Here is a 15,060-nt window from a genome sequence, read left to right as displayed (position 1 = left end):
AGCCCGCTCCCACATTTAAGGGTATTCACATTTCATAATGTGCGAGCTGGCTTGCCTGCGATGACGTAATTACCCTCAATACAAATCTACCGGGTCTACATCCAACGACCATCGCACTTGCCGACCGCTGGGCAGTTGCTCCAGCTCAAGCATCCAGCGACTTAATAGCCGATGCAGCGGGGCGCGGGAGGTTGCCTGCAAGAGTAGCTGAGCGCGATAACGTCCGGCGCGCCGCTCCATGGGCGCTGGCACCGGGCCGAGTAGTTCGATGCCACTGAGGGTCAGTTCGCCCAATAAACGTTCGGCGGCGCTGCAGGCCTCATCAAGAAAGCCTTCGGCCTGCCCGGGTTTGTGGGCTTCGGCACGCAGCAGCGCCAGGTGCGCAAAGGGCGGGAGGCCGGCGGCGCGGCGTTCGCTCAAGGCCTGTTCGGCGAAGGCAAAGTAGCCTTGTTCCGTCAGTTGAATCAGCAGCGGGTGGTCGGCTAGGTGCGTCTGGATAATCACCCTGCCTGGCTCTTCGGCCCGACCGGCGCGTCCTGCCACCTGCACGATCAACTGCGCCATGCGTTCGCTGGCGCGAAAATCCCCGGAGAACAACCCGCCATCGGCATCCAGGATCGACACCAGGGTCACCCGTGGGAAGTGATGCCCCTTGGCAAGCATCTGCGTGCCCACCAGGATGCACGGTTGGCCTTTGTGGATGGTGGCGAACAGTTGGTTCATGGCGTCTTTGCGCGACGTGCTGTCGCGGTCCACCCGTAGCACCGGGTAGTCCGGGAACAGAATGCCGAGGCGTTCTTCGGCGCGCTCGGTGCCGGCGCCCACGGGCCGCAGGTCCACCTTGCCGCACTGCGGGCAATGGCGCGGTACCCGTTCCACATGGCCGCAGTGATGGCAGCGTAACTCGCCGTGGCGCTGATGCACCGTCATGCGCGCATCGCAGCGCTCGCAGCCGGACATCCAGCCGCAGTCATGGCACAGCAACGTCGGGGCAAAGCCGCGGCGGTTGAGAAATACCAATACTTGCTGGCCGGCGGCCAGGGTCTGGCCAATGGCCTGTTGCATCGGGCCGGAAATACCGCTGTCCAGCGGGCGGCTTTTCACGTCCAGGCGCAGGAAGCGCGGTTGTTTGGCGCCGCCAGCACGCTCGTTCAGGCGCAGCAGCCCGTAACGGCCGGTGTAGGCGTTGTGCAGGCTTTCCAGGGACGGCGTGGCCGAGCCCAGCACAATCGGGATGTCTTCCTGGCGGGCGCGTATCAGCGCGAGGTCGCGGGCGTGGTAGCGCAAACCTTCCTGCTGTTTATAGGAGCCATCGTGCTCCTCGTCGACGATGATCAGCCCGGGGTTTTTCATCGGCGTGAACAGTGCTGAGCGCGTGCCGATAATAATGTCGGCCTCGCCATCCCGCGCCGCGAGCCACGACTCCAGGCGTTCACGGTCATTGACTGCCGAGTGCACCAAGGCGATCCGGGCATTGAAGCGTTGCTCGAAACGCGCCACGGTCTGCGGGCCCAGGTTGATCTCGGGGATCAGCACCAGTGCCTGCTTGCCCGCCTGCAGGGTTTCGCGGATCAGCTGCAAATAGACCTCGGTCTTGCCGCTGCCAGTGACGCCGGCCAGCAGGAACGCGTGGAAACTGTCGAAACCGGCGCGAATCGCCTCATACGCGGCGCGTTGCTCGGGGTTCAGCGGCAACTCCGGCTGGGCCAGCCAGTGTTCGTGGCGCGGGTCCGGGGCGTGTTTGCGGATTTCCACCTGCACCAGGCCCTTGGCCAGCAGCAGGTCGAGGCTGTCTTTGCTCAGCATCAGCTTGCTTAATAGCTGATGGGCCACGCCGTGTGGGTGTTGTGCCAAGGTGGCCAGGGCCTCACGCTGGCGCGGAGCGCGGGCGATGCGCGGGTCGTCGAGGCGTGCGCCGGGCACCATCGACCAGAAACGCTCCTGGCGCGCTTCGGCCAGTTCGCCCTGGCGCAGCAGCACAGGCAGCGCCCAGCTCAAGGTATCGCCCAGGCTGTGTTGGTAATACTGCGCGGTCCACAGGCACAGCTTGAACAGCGCGGGCGGCAGCGGTGGTGTGGCGTCGAGCAGGGCAATTGCCGGCTTGAGCTTTTCGGCAGGCACTTCGCTGTGGTCGGTGACTTCCACCAGAATGCCGATCATTTCCCGGCGCCCGAACGGCACGCGCACGCGCATGCCCGGTTGCAACTGCGCACGCGACACGCCGGGCGGGGCCCGGTAATCGAACAGGCGGCGCAGGGGCGAGGGCAGGGCTAGGCGCAAAATGGCGTCGGGCACGCGAGGATTCTCATCAATAAAGGCAAGCGGTGGCGCAGGGGCGCGAGCCTAGCAGACCGGGGGTGTCCCGTCTCCAGTACTGGAATCGGATCTTGTGGGAGCTGGCTTGCCTGCGAAAGCGCTAGTGCAGTAACAGATGCAGTGACTGACACACCGCCTTCGCGGGCAAGCCCGGCTCCCACATTGACGGCGGTGTGTGAGGAATATCTGATGAAAGGAAGTTTTCGACCATTCCCGCCGCTTGCGTGATTAAAAAGGTCTGGTAGAATCCGCGGCCTAATTACGTGCGGTATTCGATAATAGTGTCGAGTGGCGGCACGCTAGCCCGAGGAAGTGCCATGAAAGCCGATATCCATCCAGCGTACGAAACCATCGAAGTCACCTGCAGCTGCGGCAACAAGTTCGAAACTCGTTCGAACCTGTGCAAGCCACTGGGTACTGACGTATGCAACGAGTGCCACCCGTTCTACACCGGTAAGCAGAAAACTCTGGACACCGGCGGCCGCGTACAGCGCTTCGCAGATCGCTTTGGTGCTTTCGGCAAGAAGCCTGCTGCTACTCCAGCAGAGTAAGGTTCAAGAGCCTTATGGGCTTTTACCCGCTGTTGAAAAAGGCGTCCCTTGTGGGCGCCTTTTTTGTGCCTGGGATTTGGCTGGCGACCGCTCAGGCCAACCCCTTCTGCCCCGCCCCGGCGGCCATCGTGCGTGTGGAGGTACAGCGTGTGGTGGATGGCGACACGGTGCGCCTCAAGGACGGTCGCAGCGTGCGCATGATCGGCCTCAACGCGCCGGAAACCGGCAAGAAGGGTCGCCCTGACGAGCCATTCGCTGTCGCCGCCCGTCAGCGCCTGCAGGCGTTGGTCAAGGCCAGCGATGGGCGTGTCGGCCTGGTGGCGGGGCGCGAAGGCAAAGATCATTACGGGCGCACCCTGGCTCACCTCTACGGCGCCAATGGCGAGAATCTGGAGGCGCAACTGCTGGCCGAGGGTTTGGGGTACCAAGTGGGCGTCGCGCCGAATGTCGACCTGATGGCCTGCCAGCAGGCGGCCGAAAACAGCGCCCGCCAGGCACGGCTCGGCCTGTGGCGCCAATCGCCAGTGCACAGCGTGGCGAATCTCAAGCGCTCCGGGTTTGCCCTGGTGGCCGGTCGGGTCAGCAAGATCGAGCGCAATCGCGGTGGAATCTGGATTGAACTGCAGGGTTCACTGGTATTGCGTATTGCGCCCGAGCTGATCAGCCAGTTCGATACGGCCATGCTCGATGGTCTGCAAGGCCGCACCATTGAGGCGCGCGGTTGGGTGCAGGATCGAGCCCGCCGTGGCGGCCTGAAAAAAGGCCAAGCGCGCTGGCTGTTGCCGATAACCGACCCCGGCATGCTGAAATCGGCGCTTTGAATAAAAAATTGTAGACATTTTTTATTTCGATTGTGAACAGTTGAGCCCTTGTATCCCGTGGCTCTTGGCCAAAAGTCGTAGCGCAGGGCCCTTGACACCTGTGACTGCCCAGTCTTGTAGGGACTTTACGACACGCGTATCCTCGGCGGTCCGTCGACCAACAGTAAAAGCGGAATGCCGATATGTCTGATTTGAAAACTGCCGCTCTCGAATACCATGCCCATCCTCGTCCAGGAAAGCTGAGTGTAGAGCTCACCAAAGCCACTGCCACTGCCCGCGACCTGTCGCTGGCCTACAGCCCTGGTGTTGCCGAACCCGTACGTGAAATCGCCCGTGACCCAGAGCTGGCGTACAAGTACACCGGCAAAGGCAACCTGGTTGCAGTGATTTCCGATGGCACCGCGATTCTGGGCCTGGGTAACCTCGGCCCATTGGCTTCCAAGCCAGTCATGGAAGGCAAGGGCGTGCTGTTCAAGCGCTTTGCCGGCATCGACGTTTTCGACATCGAAGTCGATTCCGAAAGCCCGCAGGCGTTCATCGACACCGTCAAGCGCATTTCCATCACGTTCGGTGGCATCAACCTGGAAGACATCAAGGCACCTGAGTGCTTCGAGATCGAAAAGGCCCTGATCGAGCAGTGCGACATTCCGGTATTCCACGATGACCAACACGGCACCGCGATCGTTACCGCAGCCGGCATGATCAACGCCCTGGAAATTGCTGGCAAAACCCTGGGCGAGGCGAAAATCGTCTGCCTGGGCGCCGGTGCCGCGGCCATTTCCTGCATGAAGCTGATCATCAGCATGGGCGCTAAGCTGGAAAACATCTACATGGTCGACAGCAAGGGCGTGATTCAGTCCGAGCGCACCGACCTGAACCAGTACAAGGCGATGTTTGCCCATCCGTCCTCCAAGCGCACCCTGGCTGACGCCCTCGACGGTGCCGACGTGTTCGTTGGCCTGTCCGGCCCGAACCTGCTGAGCGCTGAAGGCCTCAAATCCATGGCGCCGAACCCTATCGTGTTCGCCTGCTCCAACCCGGATCCGGAAATCTCTCCAGAACTGGCCCACGCCACTCGCAGCGACGTGATCATGGCCACCGGCCGTTCGGACTACCCGAACCAGGTCAACAACGTATTGGGCTTCCCGTTCATCTTCCGTGGTGCCCTGGACGTTCGCGCCAAGCGCATCAACGAAGAAATGAAAGTGGCCGCTGCCAACGCCCTGCGTGAACTGGCCAAGCTGCCGGTACCTCAGGATGTGTGTGACGCCTACGGTGGCGCCAAGCTGGAATTCGGTCGTGAGTACATCATTCCGAAACCAATGGACAAGCGCCTGATCACCCTGATCTCCGATGCCGTGGCCAAGGCCGCTATCGAGACTGGTGTGGCTACCCTGCCGTATCCAAAGAACTACCCGCTGCAAAGCGTGGATGATGTGTTCAACGGCTAAGCCGTTGTAGACACACCCGCAAAAAAAGCCCCGCCTGAGTGATCAGTCGGGGCTTTTTTGTGGCTGATGTCCCGTGGCTGATCTTTCCCACGCTCTGCGTGGGAATGCCCACCTGGACGCTCCGCGTCTGCTTTTAAGATCGTGACGCAGAGCGTCACAGGATGCATTCCCACGCGGAGCGTGGGAACGATCGGCCGATCAGCGTGATCAGGTCAGAACAAATCGATCGGCGCGCCTTCATCCGCCGGCAGCGGGCTGCCCGGCACTGCGCCGTTGCCCAGTTCGTTGACCGATGGCGGTGTGTCTTCGCTCTTGAACAGCTCGAAGTACGCATTCGGCGTGCTCGGTGAAGCTGCGCGGCCACTGATCGGGTCGATGCGCAGGCTGAGGATGCCTTCTGGCTCTGGCTGGGTGTGCAGCGGCTTGTCCTTGAGCGCTGCGCCCATGTAGCTCATCCAGATCGGCAGGGCGACGGTGCCACCAAACTCGCGGCGGCCCAGGCTTTCAGGCTGGTCATAGCCGGTCCACACGGTGGTCACGTAGTCGCCGTTGTAGCCGGAGAACCACGCGTCCTTGGACTCGTTGGTGGTACCGGTCTTGCCAGCGATATCCGCACGGCCCAGAGCCAGTGCGCGGCGGCCGGTGCCCTTCTTGATCACGTCTTGCAGGATGCTGTTGAGGATGTAGGTAGTGCGGCCGTCCACGATGCGCTCGGCAACCGCTGGCGCTTGCGGTTCGGCCGGTGCGCCGGCGTTTGCGGCCGACGGTGTGCCTGGCGTCGCCTCGATGGTGATACCGCCGTTGCTCGGTACCGCAAGCCCGTCGGTCGCGGCCACACCATTGACCACATCGCCGGGTACCCGTGGCGGGTTGGCGGTGAACAGGGTGTCGCCATTGCGGCTTTCGATCTTGTCGATCAGGTACGGCGCGATCTTGTAGCCGCCGTTGGCAAAGGTGCTCCAGCCGGTGGCGATTTCCATCGGCGTGAGGGTCGCGGTACCCAGGGCCAGGGACAGGTTTGGCGGCAGGTCCGACTTGGCGAAGCCAAAGCGCGTCATATAGTCGATGGTCTTGCCTACGCCCATCGCCTGCAACAGGCGGATCGACACCAGGTTGCGTGACTTGTACAGCGCCTCGCGGATACGGATCGGGCCGAGGAACGTGTTGGTGTCATTCTTCGGGCGCCAGACCTTGTCCAGATATTCATCGACAAACACGATTGGCGCGTCGTTGACCAGGCTGGCGGCGGTGTAGCCGTTGTCCAGCGCGGCACTGTAGACAAACGGCTTGAAACTGGAGCCCGGCTGGCGCTTGGCCTGGGTAGCGCGGTTGTAGTTGCTCTGCTCGAAGGCAAAGCCGCCGACCAGTGCGCGGATCGCACCGTTCTGCGGGTCCAGGGACACCAGGGCGCCCTGGGCGAGCGGCACCTGGCTGAATTTGAGGCTGTCATCCTTTTGGCGTTGCACGCGGATCAAATCACCCACCTGGGCCACGTCGGATGGCTGCTTGGGCATCGGGCCCATGCTGTTGGTGTTCAGGAACGGGCGTGCCCACTTCATGCTGTCCCAGGCTACATGGGCTTCGCCAGAGCGGGTCAGCACTTGGATGCCGTCCTTGGTTACCTGGGTGACGATGGCCGGGTCCAGGCCGCTGATCGAACGCTGTTTGCCCAATTCGGTGGTCCAGGCACTCAGGGTCTTGCCCGGCAGGCGCGACTCGGGGCCACGGTAGCCGTGACGCTGGTCATAAGTGATCAGGCCTTCATGTACCGAATGGTTGGCGATTTCCTGCAAGTTGCTCGGCACCGTCGTGGTGACGCGGAAACCTTCGGTGTAGGCCTCGCTGCCATAACGGCCAACCATCTCGGCGCGGGCCATTTCGGCGATATAGGGTGCATTCACTTCTGGGGTCGGCACGTGATAGCTGGCGTTCAGCGGCTCGGCTACGGCACTTTCATAAGCGGCCTGGTCGATCTTGCCCAGTTTGTACATGCGGCCCAGGATCCAGTCACGGCGTTCTTTACTGCGCGCCGGGTTGGCCAGCGGGTTGAAGCGCGACGGTGCCTTGGGCAGGCCGGCGATCATCGCCATTTGCGCCAGGCTGGCGTCACGAATCGACTTGCCATAGTAGACCTGGGACGCGGCCTCGATGCCGTAGGCGCGGTTGCCCAAGTAGATCTTGTTGACGTACAGCTCGAGGATTTCATCCTTGGTCAACTGGCGTTCGATCTGCAGCGCCAGCAGGATTTCGGTGGCCTTGCGGGAAAAGCTGCGTTCGCTGGTGAGGAAGAAGTTCTTCGCCACCTGCATGGTGATGGTGCTGCCACCCGATTGAATGTGTCCACTTTTTACCAATTGCGTGGCTGCACGCACCAGGCTGCTGGGGTCTACGCCGTAGTGGTTGGCGAAATTATCGTCTTCGGCAGACAACAAAGCGCTGATGAAATTGGGTGGAATGTCGGCGAAACGGATCGGTGTGCGGCGCATTTCGCCGAACTCCGCGATCAGTTTTTCATCGCTGCTGTAGACCCGCAAAGGAATCTGCAACTGGATACTTCTGAGGGCCTCTACGGAGGGCAAACCCGGACTAAGGTAGAGGTAGGCCCCGCTGAGTACGAGCAGCAGCCCGCAAACGATGGCGACAATGGAGTACCCGAAAAACTTCAGCAGACGAATCAAGGCTTTTGGATTTCCAGAGAAAAGAATGAGTTACGCGTCGGGGATGCATGGCAAACGATGGATCGACCCGGGCAGCAGATAAAAAGCGGGAAAAAACGCTGGGCATTAAAGCATTTTTCAGCTTGGGGCGTCATTCGCGAGCCTTGAACAAGCCGACCGAATGCAAGGTGCCTGGCAGCAATCAGGCGAGATGACAGCCGGTATGACAGAGAAAGTTTTGGGGAGTTTTATGGGAAAGGGATTTTTCAGGCGAAAAGTCGACACGGTGTTGGGGGTCGATATCAATGACAGCGGCATCAAGCTGATCGAACTGGGCCGTTCATCAGGCGGTTTCAGCGTCCAGGGCTACGTTATGCAAATGCTGCCGCCCCAGGCGGTGGTGGACGGTACCTTGCTGGATCTTGAGGGTGTGGGCCGTATGTTGCAACAGGCACTGTCGCGCCTGGGTACCTCGGCCCGGTACGCCGCCGTGGCGGTTGCGGGCCCGTCGGTAATTACCCGGCTGATTGACATGGACGCCGGCCTCAGTGATGAGGAAATGGCCTGGAAGATCCAGATGGAAGCCGACCAGTTCATCCCCTATCCATTGGACGAGGTGGCCATCGACTTTCAGGTTCAAGGGCCATCGGCTCAAGGCCCGCAGTGGGTAGAGGTGATGCTGGCGGCGTGCCTGCGTGAGCAGGTCGAAGCGCGCGAGGCGGTTTTGGCCCTGGCGGGGCTGGTGCCGCGGGTGGTCGATGTAGAAGGGTTTGCATTGGAGCGCGCTTGCCTTCAGGATTTTGCCAGCTTCACGCCGGGTCATAGAGTCGATGGTGCACAATGGGCCTTGGATGCCCAAGGGATGGGAGTGGCTTGCGGGCTGGCCCTTAGGAGTTTCGCTGGATGACACGAATCAATCTTTTGCCTTGGCGCCAGGCCCTCGCGGAGCGCAGGCGCAAATACCTGTTGGTGCTATTGCTGGCGTTTGCCTGCGTGGCGCTCGCGGCACTGTGGTTGGCTGATCAAGTGATCGACCAGGCGATAGACCGGCAGGTAAGCCGCAACAGCCGCCTGGAAGAGCACATCGCTACCCAGGACTCGCGGATCAGGACTATCGACGACTTGCAGGCGCGAAGCCAGCAACTGGCCGAACGCATGAAGGTGGTTCAGGACCTGCACGATGCCCGCTCTTCCGGTGCCCGATTGTTCGAGCAATTGGCTCGCTCGGTGCCTGAAGGTGTCCATCTGCATGAGGTGGTTGCGAACGGCGACACCATCAGCATTCGCGGCACGGCAGAAAGCAACCAGGATATCGCCCGTTTGATGCAGCAACTCAAGCCAATCCACGGCTCCAGTTCGACCCGTCTGCAGCGCGTGCAAACCGAAGGTGCACGCGGCGAAAGTGAATTCCAGCTGATGGTGCGCCAGGGAGAGTCCAGCGAGGCGCAACCATGAGCCTGCCCAGGCTCGATTTTTCCACGCTCTCTTACAACGCTGCCAAATGGTCCCTGCCGGGCAAGGTGCTGCTTGGCTGTGTGCTGGCCGGCCTGGTGCTGGTGCTGGGCGAGGTTTCGCATGGGGGGCCGCAGCGGGAGCGATTGCACGGGCTTGAGGCGCGGGAGCAGGCGCTGCAGCAGCAACTCACAGAAAAGACCGGCCTGGCCGCGAGCCTTGAGGTGCGCACCCGGCAAGTCCGGAGCATGGAAGACAATCTCGCCAGCCTTCTAGGGCAATTGCCCGGCGAGTCCGAGCTGCCTGCCGTGCTGGAAGACATCGCCCGGCTGGCGTCTGCCCATGGGGTGTGGGTCGAAGGCATCACCGTGCTGGATGAAGCGCCTCGGCAGCTTTATATCGAACAACCCATGCAGATAAGCGCGTCCGGGGTTTACCACGACCTGGCGACGTTTGTCAGTGCCTTGGGTGGGTTGCCACGGGTCGTTACCGTGCAGGATATTGCGCTCGGGCATCAGGGCGCCTTGTTGCGTCTGAACATGCTCGCCAAGACCTATCGCAGCACCCTGCAAAACGGCAAGGCCCGTCAGGTGCTCGACCCAGGGCCGCAATTTGTCTACGAACCCTCGTCCTTGCGCGACCCGTTCACGCCGCCCGCCTTGCAGGCACCGCACGTTCCGGGCCGCCCGGCCCTTGCCCCGGATTTCACCCGGCCACGGGGACTGTTGGAGGGTATGCGCCTCGATCAGTTCGAAATGGTCGGTACGTTGTCCCGTGGTGCGCAGGCCTTTGCCTTGTTGCGGGCTGGGGCCAGGGTGTATCGGCTGGCGGTGGGTGATTACCTGGGGCCGGACCATGGCCAGGTCACGGCCATTCAAGACGCTGCTGTCGAGCTGGTGGAGCTGTTTCCCGATGGACAGGGCGCCTGGCTGGAACGCCCGCGAACCCTTGTGCTGAACGTCAACTCATAACGGAATCAAACAATGAAAAGGACCTTCTCGTCCTTCGGTGTGGCGCTATGGATAGCGTTCACGGCACCGATGGCTGCTGCTGTGCCCAATCGCCTGGACCTTATCCAACTGCCGCCGCCCGACAGTGCCCAGCCGGTCAGCTATACAGGCGCCAAGCTGACCCTGAATTTCCAGGACATCGACCTGCGTGCGGTCTTGCAGCAAATTGCCGATGTCGCCGGGCTCAACCTGGTGACCAGCGATGAGGTGCAGGGCTCGATCACCCTGCGGCTCAAGGATGTGCCCTGGGACCAGGCTCTGGACCTGGTACTGCAAACCAAGGGCTTGGACAAGCGAGTCAAGGCGGGCGTGTTGCTGGTGGCGCCCGCCGATGAATTGGCTGCTCGCGAGCTGTTGATGCTGGAGTCGCGCAAGCAGATGGCCGAGCTGGCGCCCTTGCGTCGGGAGCTGCTGCAGGTCAATTACGCCAAGGCCGCCGACCTGGCCAAGCTGTTTCAGTCGGTGACCGGCTTTGAGGGCGCCACCGATGAGCGCGGTTCGGTGGCGGTGGATGACCGCACCAACAACATCATCGCCTACCAGACTGGCGAGCGGCTCGAAGAGCTGCGGCGCATCGTGGCGCAACTGGATATCCCGGTACGCCAGGTCATGATCGAGGCGCGGATTGTGGAGGCCAATGTCGACTACGACAAAAGCCTGGGTGTGCGCTGGGGTGGGCGGCTCACCCGTGGCAACAGCGGGGTTGGCGGTATTGGCAAGCCGCTGGCGGAGGGTGCCGAGCCGCCGCAAAACCCACCCAGTTCACCCTTTGTCGACTTGGGGTCGCTGGCCGGAACCTCGGGCCTGGGGATCGCCTATATCACCGACAACCTGTTGCTGGACCTTGAGCTGACCGCCATGGAAAAAACCGGCAACGGTGAGATCGTCTCGCAGCCCAAGGTCGTCACCTCCGACAAAGAGACTGCACGCATCCTCAAAGGCACCGAGATTCCTTATCAGGAATCCACCTCCCAGGGTGCCACCTCGGTGTCGTTCAAAGAGGCCTCGCTGTCGCTTGAAGTCACGCCGCAAATCACTCCCGACGACCATGTGATCATGGCGGTCAAGGTCACCAAGGATGAGCCCGACTACCTGAACCGACTCAATGACGTGCCGCCGATCAAGAAAAACGAGGTCAACGCCAAGGTTCTGGTCAGGGATGGCGAGACCATCGTCATTGGCGGGGTTTTCTCCAACACCCAAAGCAAAGTGGTAGATAAAGTGCCATTTTTGGGCGATGTGCCGTATCTTGGCCGCCTTTTCCGGCGCGATGTGCTGGCGGAGAAAAAATCCGAGCTGCTGGTGTTCCTGACTCCGCGTATCATGAATAACCAGGCGATTGCTGTGAGTCGTTGATTCTGTGCGAAATTTGATTCTTGTAGGGCCGATGGGGGCTGGAAAAAGCACCATCGGCCGTTTGCTGGCCAAAGAGCTGCGCCTGCCGTTCAAAGATTCCGACAAGGAAATTGAATTGCGCACGGGTGCCAATATCCCATGGATCTTCGATAAAGAAGGCGAGCTGGGCTTTCGTGACCGCGAGCAGGCGATGATTGCCGAGCTGTGCGGCTGCGATGGCGTGGTATTGGCGACCGGCGGTGGCGCCGTCATGCGCGATGAAAACCGTCGGGCGCTGCATGCCGGTGGTCGGGTGGTGTATTTGCACGCGTCGGTCGAACAGCAGGTGGGCCGTACCGCCCGTGATCGCAATCGCCCGTTGCTGCGCACCGCCGACCCGGCGAAAACCCTGCGGGACCTGCTGGCGCTGCGCGATCCGCTGTATCGGGAAATCGCCGATCTGGTGGTGGAAACCGATGAGCGGCCACCTCGGATGGTCGTACTTGACATCCTTGAGCGCCTGCAACGGTTGCCACCCCGTTAAAGCCTGGCCCGAAATGCGCTATTCTTGGCGGCGCGCCATGACCTTATAAGGTATGGCGTAGAGCCACCAGGCGGTGTCGAGATGTCGACAGTGCCGGTCGTTAATACATCTTCAACGCGGGGACACATGCAGACACTTAAGGTCGATCTAGGCGAGCGCAGCTACCCGATCCACATTGGCGCAGGTCTGTTGGACCAGCCCGAACTGCTTGCGCCGCATATTGCCGGCCGACAGGTGGCAATCATCTCCAACGAAACGGTCGCGCCGCTGTACCTTGAGCGTCTGAGCCGCAGCCTGGCGGCGTACTCGGTGATCTCCGTGGTGTTGCCTGACGGCGAAGCCCACAAAAACTGGGAAACCCTGCAACTGATCTTTGATGGCCTGCTGACTGCGCGCCATGACCGTCGAACCACTGTGGTCGCCCTGGGCGGCGGTGTGATTGGCGACATGGCCGGGTTTGCCGCGGCCTGCTACCAGCGCGGCGTGGATTTCATCCAGGTGCCGACCACCTTGCTGTCCCAGGTCGATTCGTCGGTGGGCGGCAAGACCGGCATCAACCACCCGCTGGGCAAGAACATGGTCGGCGCGTTCTACCAGCCTCAGGCTGTGCTGATCGACACCGCTACCCTCAACACCTTGCCGCCGCGCGAGTTGTCGGCGGGCCTGGCGGAAGTCATCAAGTACGGGCTGATCTGCGATGAGCCGTTCCTGACCTGGCTGGAAGAACACATGGACGCCTTGCGCGCCCTCGATCAGGTAGCCCTGACCGAAGCGATCTCCCGCTCTTGCGCGGCCAAGGCGCTGGTGGTCAATGCCGACGAGCGCGAGTCCGGCGTGCGGGCCACGCTGAACCTGGGCCACACCTTCGGCCATGCGATCGAAACGCACATGGGCTATGGTGTGTGGTTGCATGGGGAAGCCGTAGCGGCTGGCACCGTGATGGCATTGGACATGTCGCAGCGCCTGGGCTGGATCAGCGCCCAAGAGCGCGATCGCGGTATCCGCCTGTTCCAGCGCGCCGGTTTGCCGGTTGTTCCGCCCACGGAGATGACCGAGGCGGATTTCCTTGAACATATGGCGATAGACAAGAAAGTGATCGACGGTCGACTTCGACTGGTACTGCTGCGCCACATCGGCGATGCCGTGGTGACCGACGATTATCCAAAAGAGATTCTACAGGCCACGCTGGGAGCGGATTACCGCGCCCTGGCCCAGCTCAAAGGTTAATAAGACCCGATGACTAGTTTGCATGCCGACGAGGCGTTCCTCGGCCATTATCACTTGAGCCACGACCCCTTCGCACCACGGGTGCCGGGTTTCAAGTTCTTCCCCGCCCAGCGCAAGCCGGTACTTGGGCAGTTGCATCACCTTGCGCGCTACAGCCAGTTGCTGCTGGTGGTGACCGGCCCTCTGGGCAGCGGCAAGACCTTGCTGCGCCAGGCGCTGGTGGCCAGCACCAACAAACAATCGGTGCAGAGCGTGGTGGTATCTGCCCGCGGTGCCGGTGATGCGGCTGGCGTACTGCGCGAGGTGGCGCAAGCGTTGAACGTCTCCAACGCCGAGCCGAACGCGATTCTCAAGCAGGTGGTGCAATTGGGCCTGACCGGCCAGGAAGTCTACCTGCTGGTAGACGACGCCGAGCAGCTCGACGAATCGGCCCTGGAAGCCTTGCTGGCGCTGGCAGCGGGTACGCCGGAAGGTCGCCCGCATGTGTTCCTGTTCGGTGAGTCGTCGTTGATCGCCGATCTGGAGCAGATCAGCGGTGAGCAGGAGCTGTTTCACGTCATCGAGTTGCAGCCGTACGAAGAGGAAGAAACCCGCGAATACCTTGCACAACGTCTTGAAGGCGCAGGGGCGGGTATCGAACTTTTCACCGCTGCGCAGATCTCTGATATTCACGAAAGCTCCGATGGCTGGCCTGGAAACATCAACCAGGTTGCCCGCGATGCCATGATCGAAGCCATGATTGCCAGCCGCTCTGCGGTCAAGCGTCCAAAGATGGGGTTCACTATGCCTAAGAAGCACGTATTGGCTATTTCCGCCGTTGTCGTGGTCGCTGTTGCCGCCGCCTGGTTGATCCCGGGCCGCAACAAAGCACCGACAACCACTGGCGCGCCAACCGAACAGGCGCAGTTGCCGCTGGGCAAGCCCACGCCAAACGTCGAATTTGCCAACTCCGGCCAACCGACCAACCTGCCGATGGTCGGCCAACCTGTGATGCGCGGCCCTCTGGCAGAAGAAGCCGGTGGCATCTCCGAAGGTGACGACGGTGTGCCGGTGGAAGGCTCCAGCGCCACGCCGCCGACCGTGACCACCACCGCGCCACCTGCAGGCGTACCGGCCGGTGTGCCAGCGACGCCGGTTGCTCCGGTCGCCAAGCCGACTCCGACGCCGGCGCCCACCGTTGCTACCGCCAAGCCTGCTCCGGTGACCAAGCCTGTCGCACCAGCGCCAGCCGCCAAACCAGCCCCTGCCGCCAAGCCAGCGGAAAAACCAGCCGCCATCGTTGCCAAGGCCGGCGCTGCTGGCAGCAGCTGGTACAGCAGCCAGCCTACCGGTAACTTCGTGGTACAGATCCTCGGCACCAGCTCCGAAGCCAACGCCCAGGCGTTCGTCAAAGAGCAGGGCGGCCAGTACCGTTATTTCAAGAAAGTGCTCAACGGCAAGCCTCTCTACGTGATCACCTACGGCAGCTTCCCAAGCCGCGCCGCAGCCGATTCTGCTATCAAAGCCTTGCCAGCGAAGGTTCAGGCTGGTAAACCTTGGCCTCGCACTGTTGCCAGCGTTCAACAAGAACTGGCAGCAACTCGCTGAAGATCCGGCGGCCTTACCCAGGCCGCCCTCCCGGCACCTCAAAAAAATCCGCAAGTGCGTGCAGTCTCCCGAGACCGCGCGCTTTGTGGTGTCTGCGTCACAGTGGCTT

Annotated in this window: 11 protein-coding genes and 1 pseudogene; 10 read left to right on the top strand and 2 right to left on the bottom strand. The window is 61.7% G+C overall.

All coding sequences use genetic code 11. The annotated features are described in order from the left end of the window. Window positions 1-75: 75 nt before the first annotated feature. Window positions 76-2,295 (bottom strand): primosomal protein N', encoded by a 2,220-nt coding sequence (locus GIW79_RS04270; RefSeq protein WP_236452603.1) that lies wholly within the window; start codon window positions 2,293-2,295, stop codon window positions 76-78. A 338-nt stretch (window positions 2,296-2,633) separates the two neighbouring features. Between GIW79_RS04270 and rpmE the strand changes: the two genes are divergently transcribed. From rpmE to GIW79_RS04255, 3 genes are all read left to right on the top strand, one after another. After that, window positions 2,634-2,867 (top strand): 50S ribosomal protein L31, encoded by a 234-nt coding sequence (gene rpmE / locus GIW79_RS04265; protein ID WP_005784030.1) that lies wholly within the window; start codon window positions 2,634-2,636, stop codon window positions 2,865-2,867. A 14-nt stretch (window positions 2,868-2,881) separates the two neighbouring features. Then, window positions 2,882-3,688, top strand: coding sequence for a thermonuclease family protein (locus GIW79_RS04260; RefSeq protein WP_181124062.1), 807 nt, complete (start codon window positions 2,882-2,884; stop codon window positions 3,686-3,688). Between the two features lie 182 nt (window positions 3,689-3,870). Then, window positions 3,871-5,139, top strand: coding sequence for a malic enzyme-like NAD(P)-binding protein (locus GIW79_RS04255; protein WP_005784034.1), 1,269 nt, complete (start codon window positions 3,871-3,873; stop codon window positions 5,137-5,139). Window positions 5,140-5,351: 212 nt separating this feature from the next. Here GIW79_RS04255 and GIW79_RS04250 read toward each other — a convergent pair whose 3' ends face one another. Then, the gene (locus GIW79_RS04250) at window positions 5,352-7,814 is read right to left on the bottom strand and encodes a penicillin-binding protein 1A (protein WP_371262626.1); all 2,463 of its coding nucleotides are present in this window, start codon (window positions 7,812-7,814) and stop codon (window positions 5,352-5,354) included. 232 nt (window positions 7,815-8,046) lie between these two features. Between GIW79_RS04250 and pilM the strand changes: the two genes are divergently transcribed. The 7 genes and pseudogenes from pilM to GIW79_RS04215 all read left to right on the top strand — a co-directional run bounded on the left by pilM (window position 8,047) and on the right by GIW79_RS04215 (window position 14,951). Then, complete coding sequence (gene pilM, locus GIW79_RS04245; protein WP_034125864.1) at window positions 8,047-8,703, top strand: type IV pilus biogenesis protein PilM; 657 nt, start codon at window positions 8,047-8,049, stop codon at window positions 8,701-8,703. Further along, a complete protein-coding gene (locus GIW79_RS04240) occupies window positions 8,700-9,251 on the top strand; it encodes a PilN domain-containing protein (protein WP_127880489.1) in 552 nt (183 codons plus the stop codon). The genes pilM and GIW79_RS04240 overlap by 4 nt, the downstream gene beginning before the upstream one ends. After that, entirely contained in the window at window positions 9,248-10,219 is a 972-nt protein-coding gene (locus GIW79_RS04235; RefSeq protein ID WP_236452602.1) for a pilus assembly protein PilP, read from the top strand. The genes GIW79_RS04240 and GIW79_RS04235 overlap by 4 nt, the downstream gene beginning before the upstream one ends. Window positions 10,220-10,357: 138 nt before the next feature. Then, window positions 10,358-11,614: pseudogene (locus tag GIW79_RS04230) on the top strand (type IV pilus secretin PilQ); the annotation flags it as partial. Window positions 11,615-11,618: 4 nt separating this feature from the next. Then, complete coding sequence (gene aroK, locus GIW79_RS04225) at window positions 11,619-12,137, top strand: shikimate kinase AroK (protein WP_003187914.1); 519 nt, start codon at window positions 11,619-11,621, stop codon at window positions 12,135-12,137. Window positions 12,138-12,263: 126 nt separating this feature from the next. Then, a complete protein-coding gene (aroB, locus tag GIW79_RS04220) occupies window positions 12,264-13,364 on the top strand; it encodes a 3-dehydroquinate synthase (protein WP_054919444.1) in 1,101 nt (366 codons plus the stop codon). A 9-nt stretch (window positions 13,365-13,373) separates the two neighbouring features. Next, window positions 13,374-14,951: an SPOR domain-containing protein gene (locus tag GIW79_RS04215; RefSeq protein ID WP_127880487.1), complete on the top strand. Its 1,578-nt coding sequence runs from the start codon at window positions 13,374-13,376 to the stop codon at window positions 14,949-14,951. Window positions 14,952-15,060: the final 109 nt, after the last annotated feature.

Origin of the sequence: Pseudomonas sp. PA-7-1E (assembly GCF_021605325.1) — a bacterium.
In the GTDB taxonomy this organism is placed as follows: Bacteria; Pseudomonadota; Gammaproteobacteria; order Pseudomonadales; family Pseudomonadaceae; genus Aquipseudomonas; species Aquipseudomonas fluorescens_BV.
This window is presented reverse-complemented; position numbering and strand designations above follow the sequence as displayed.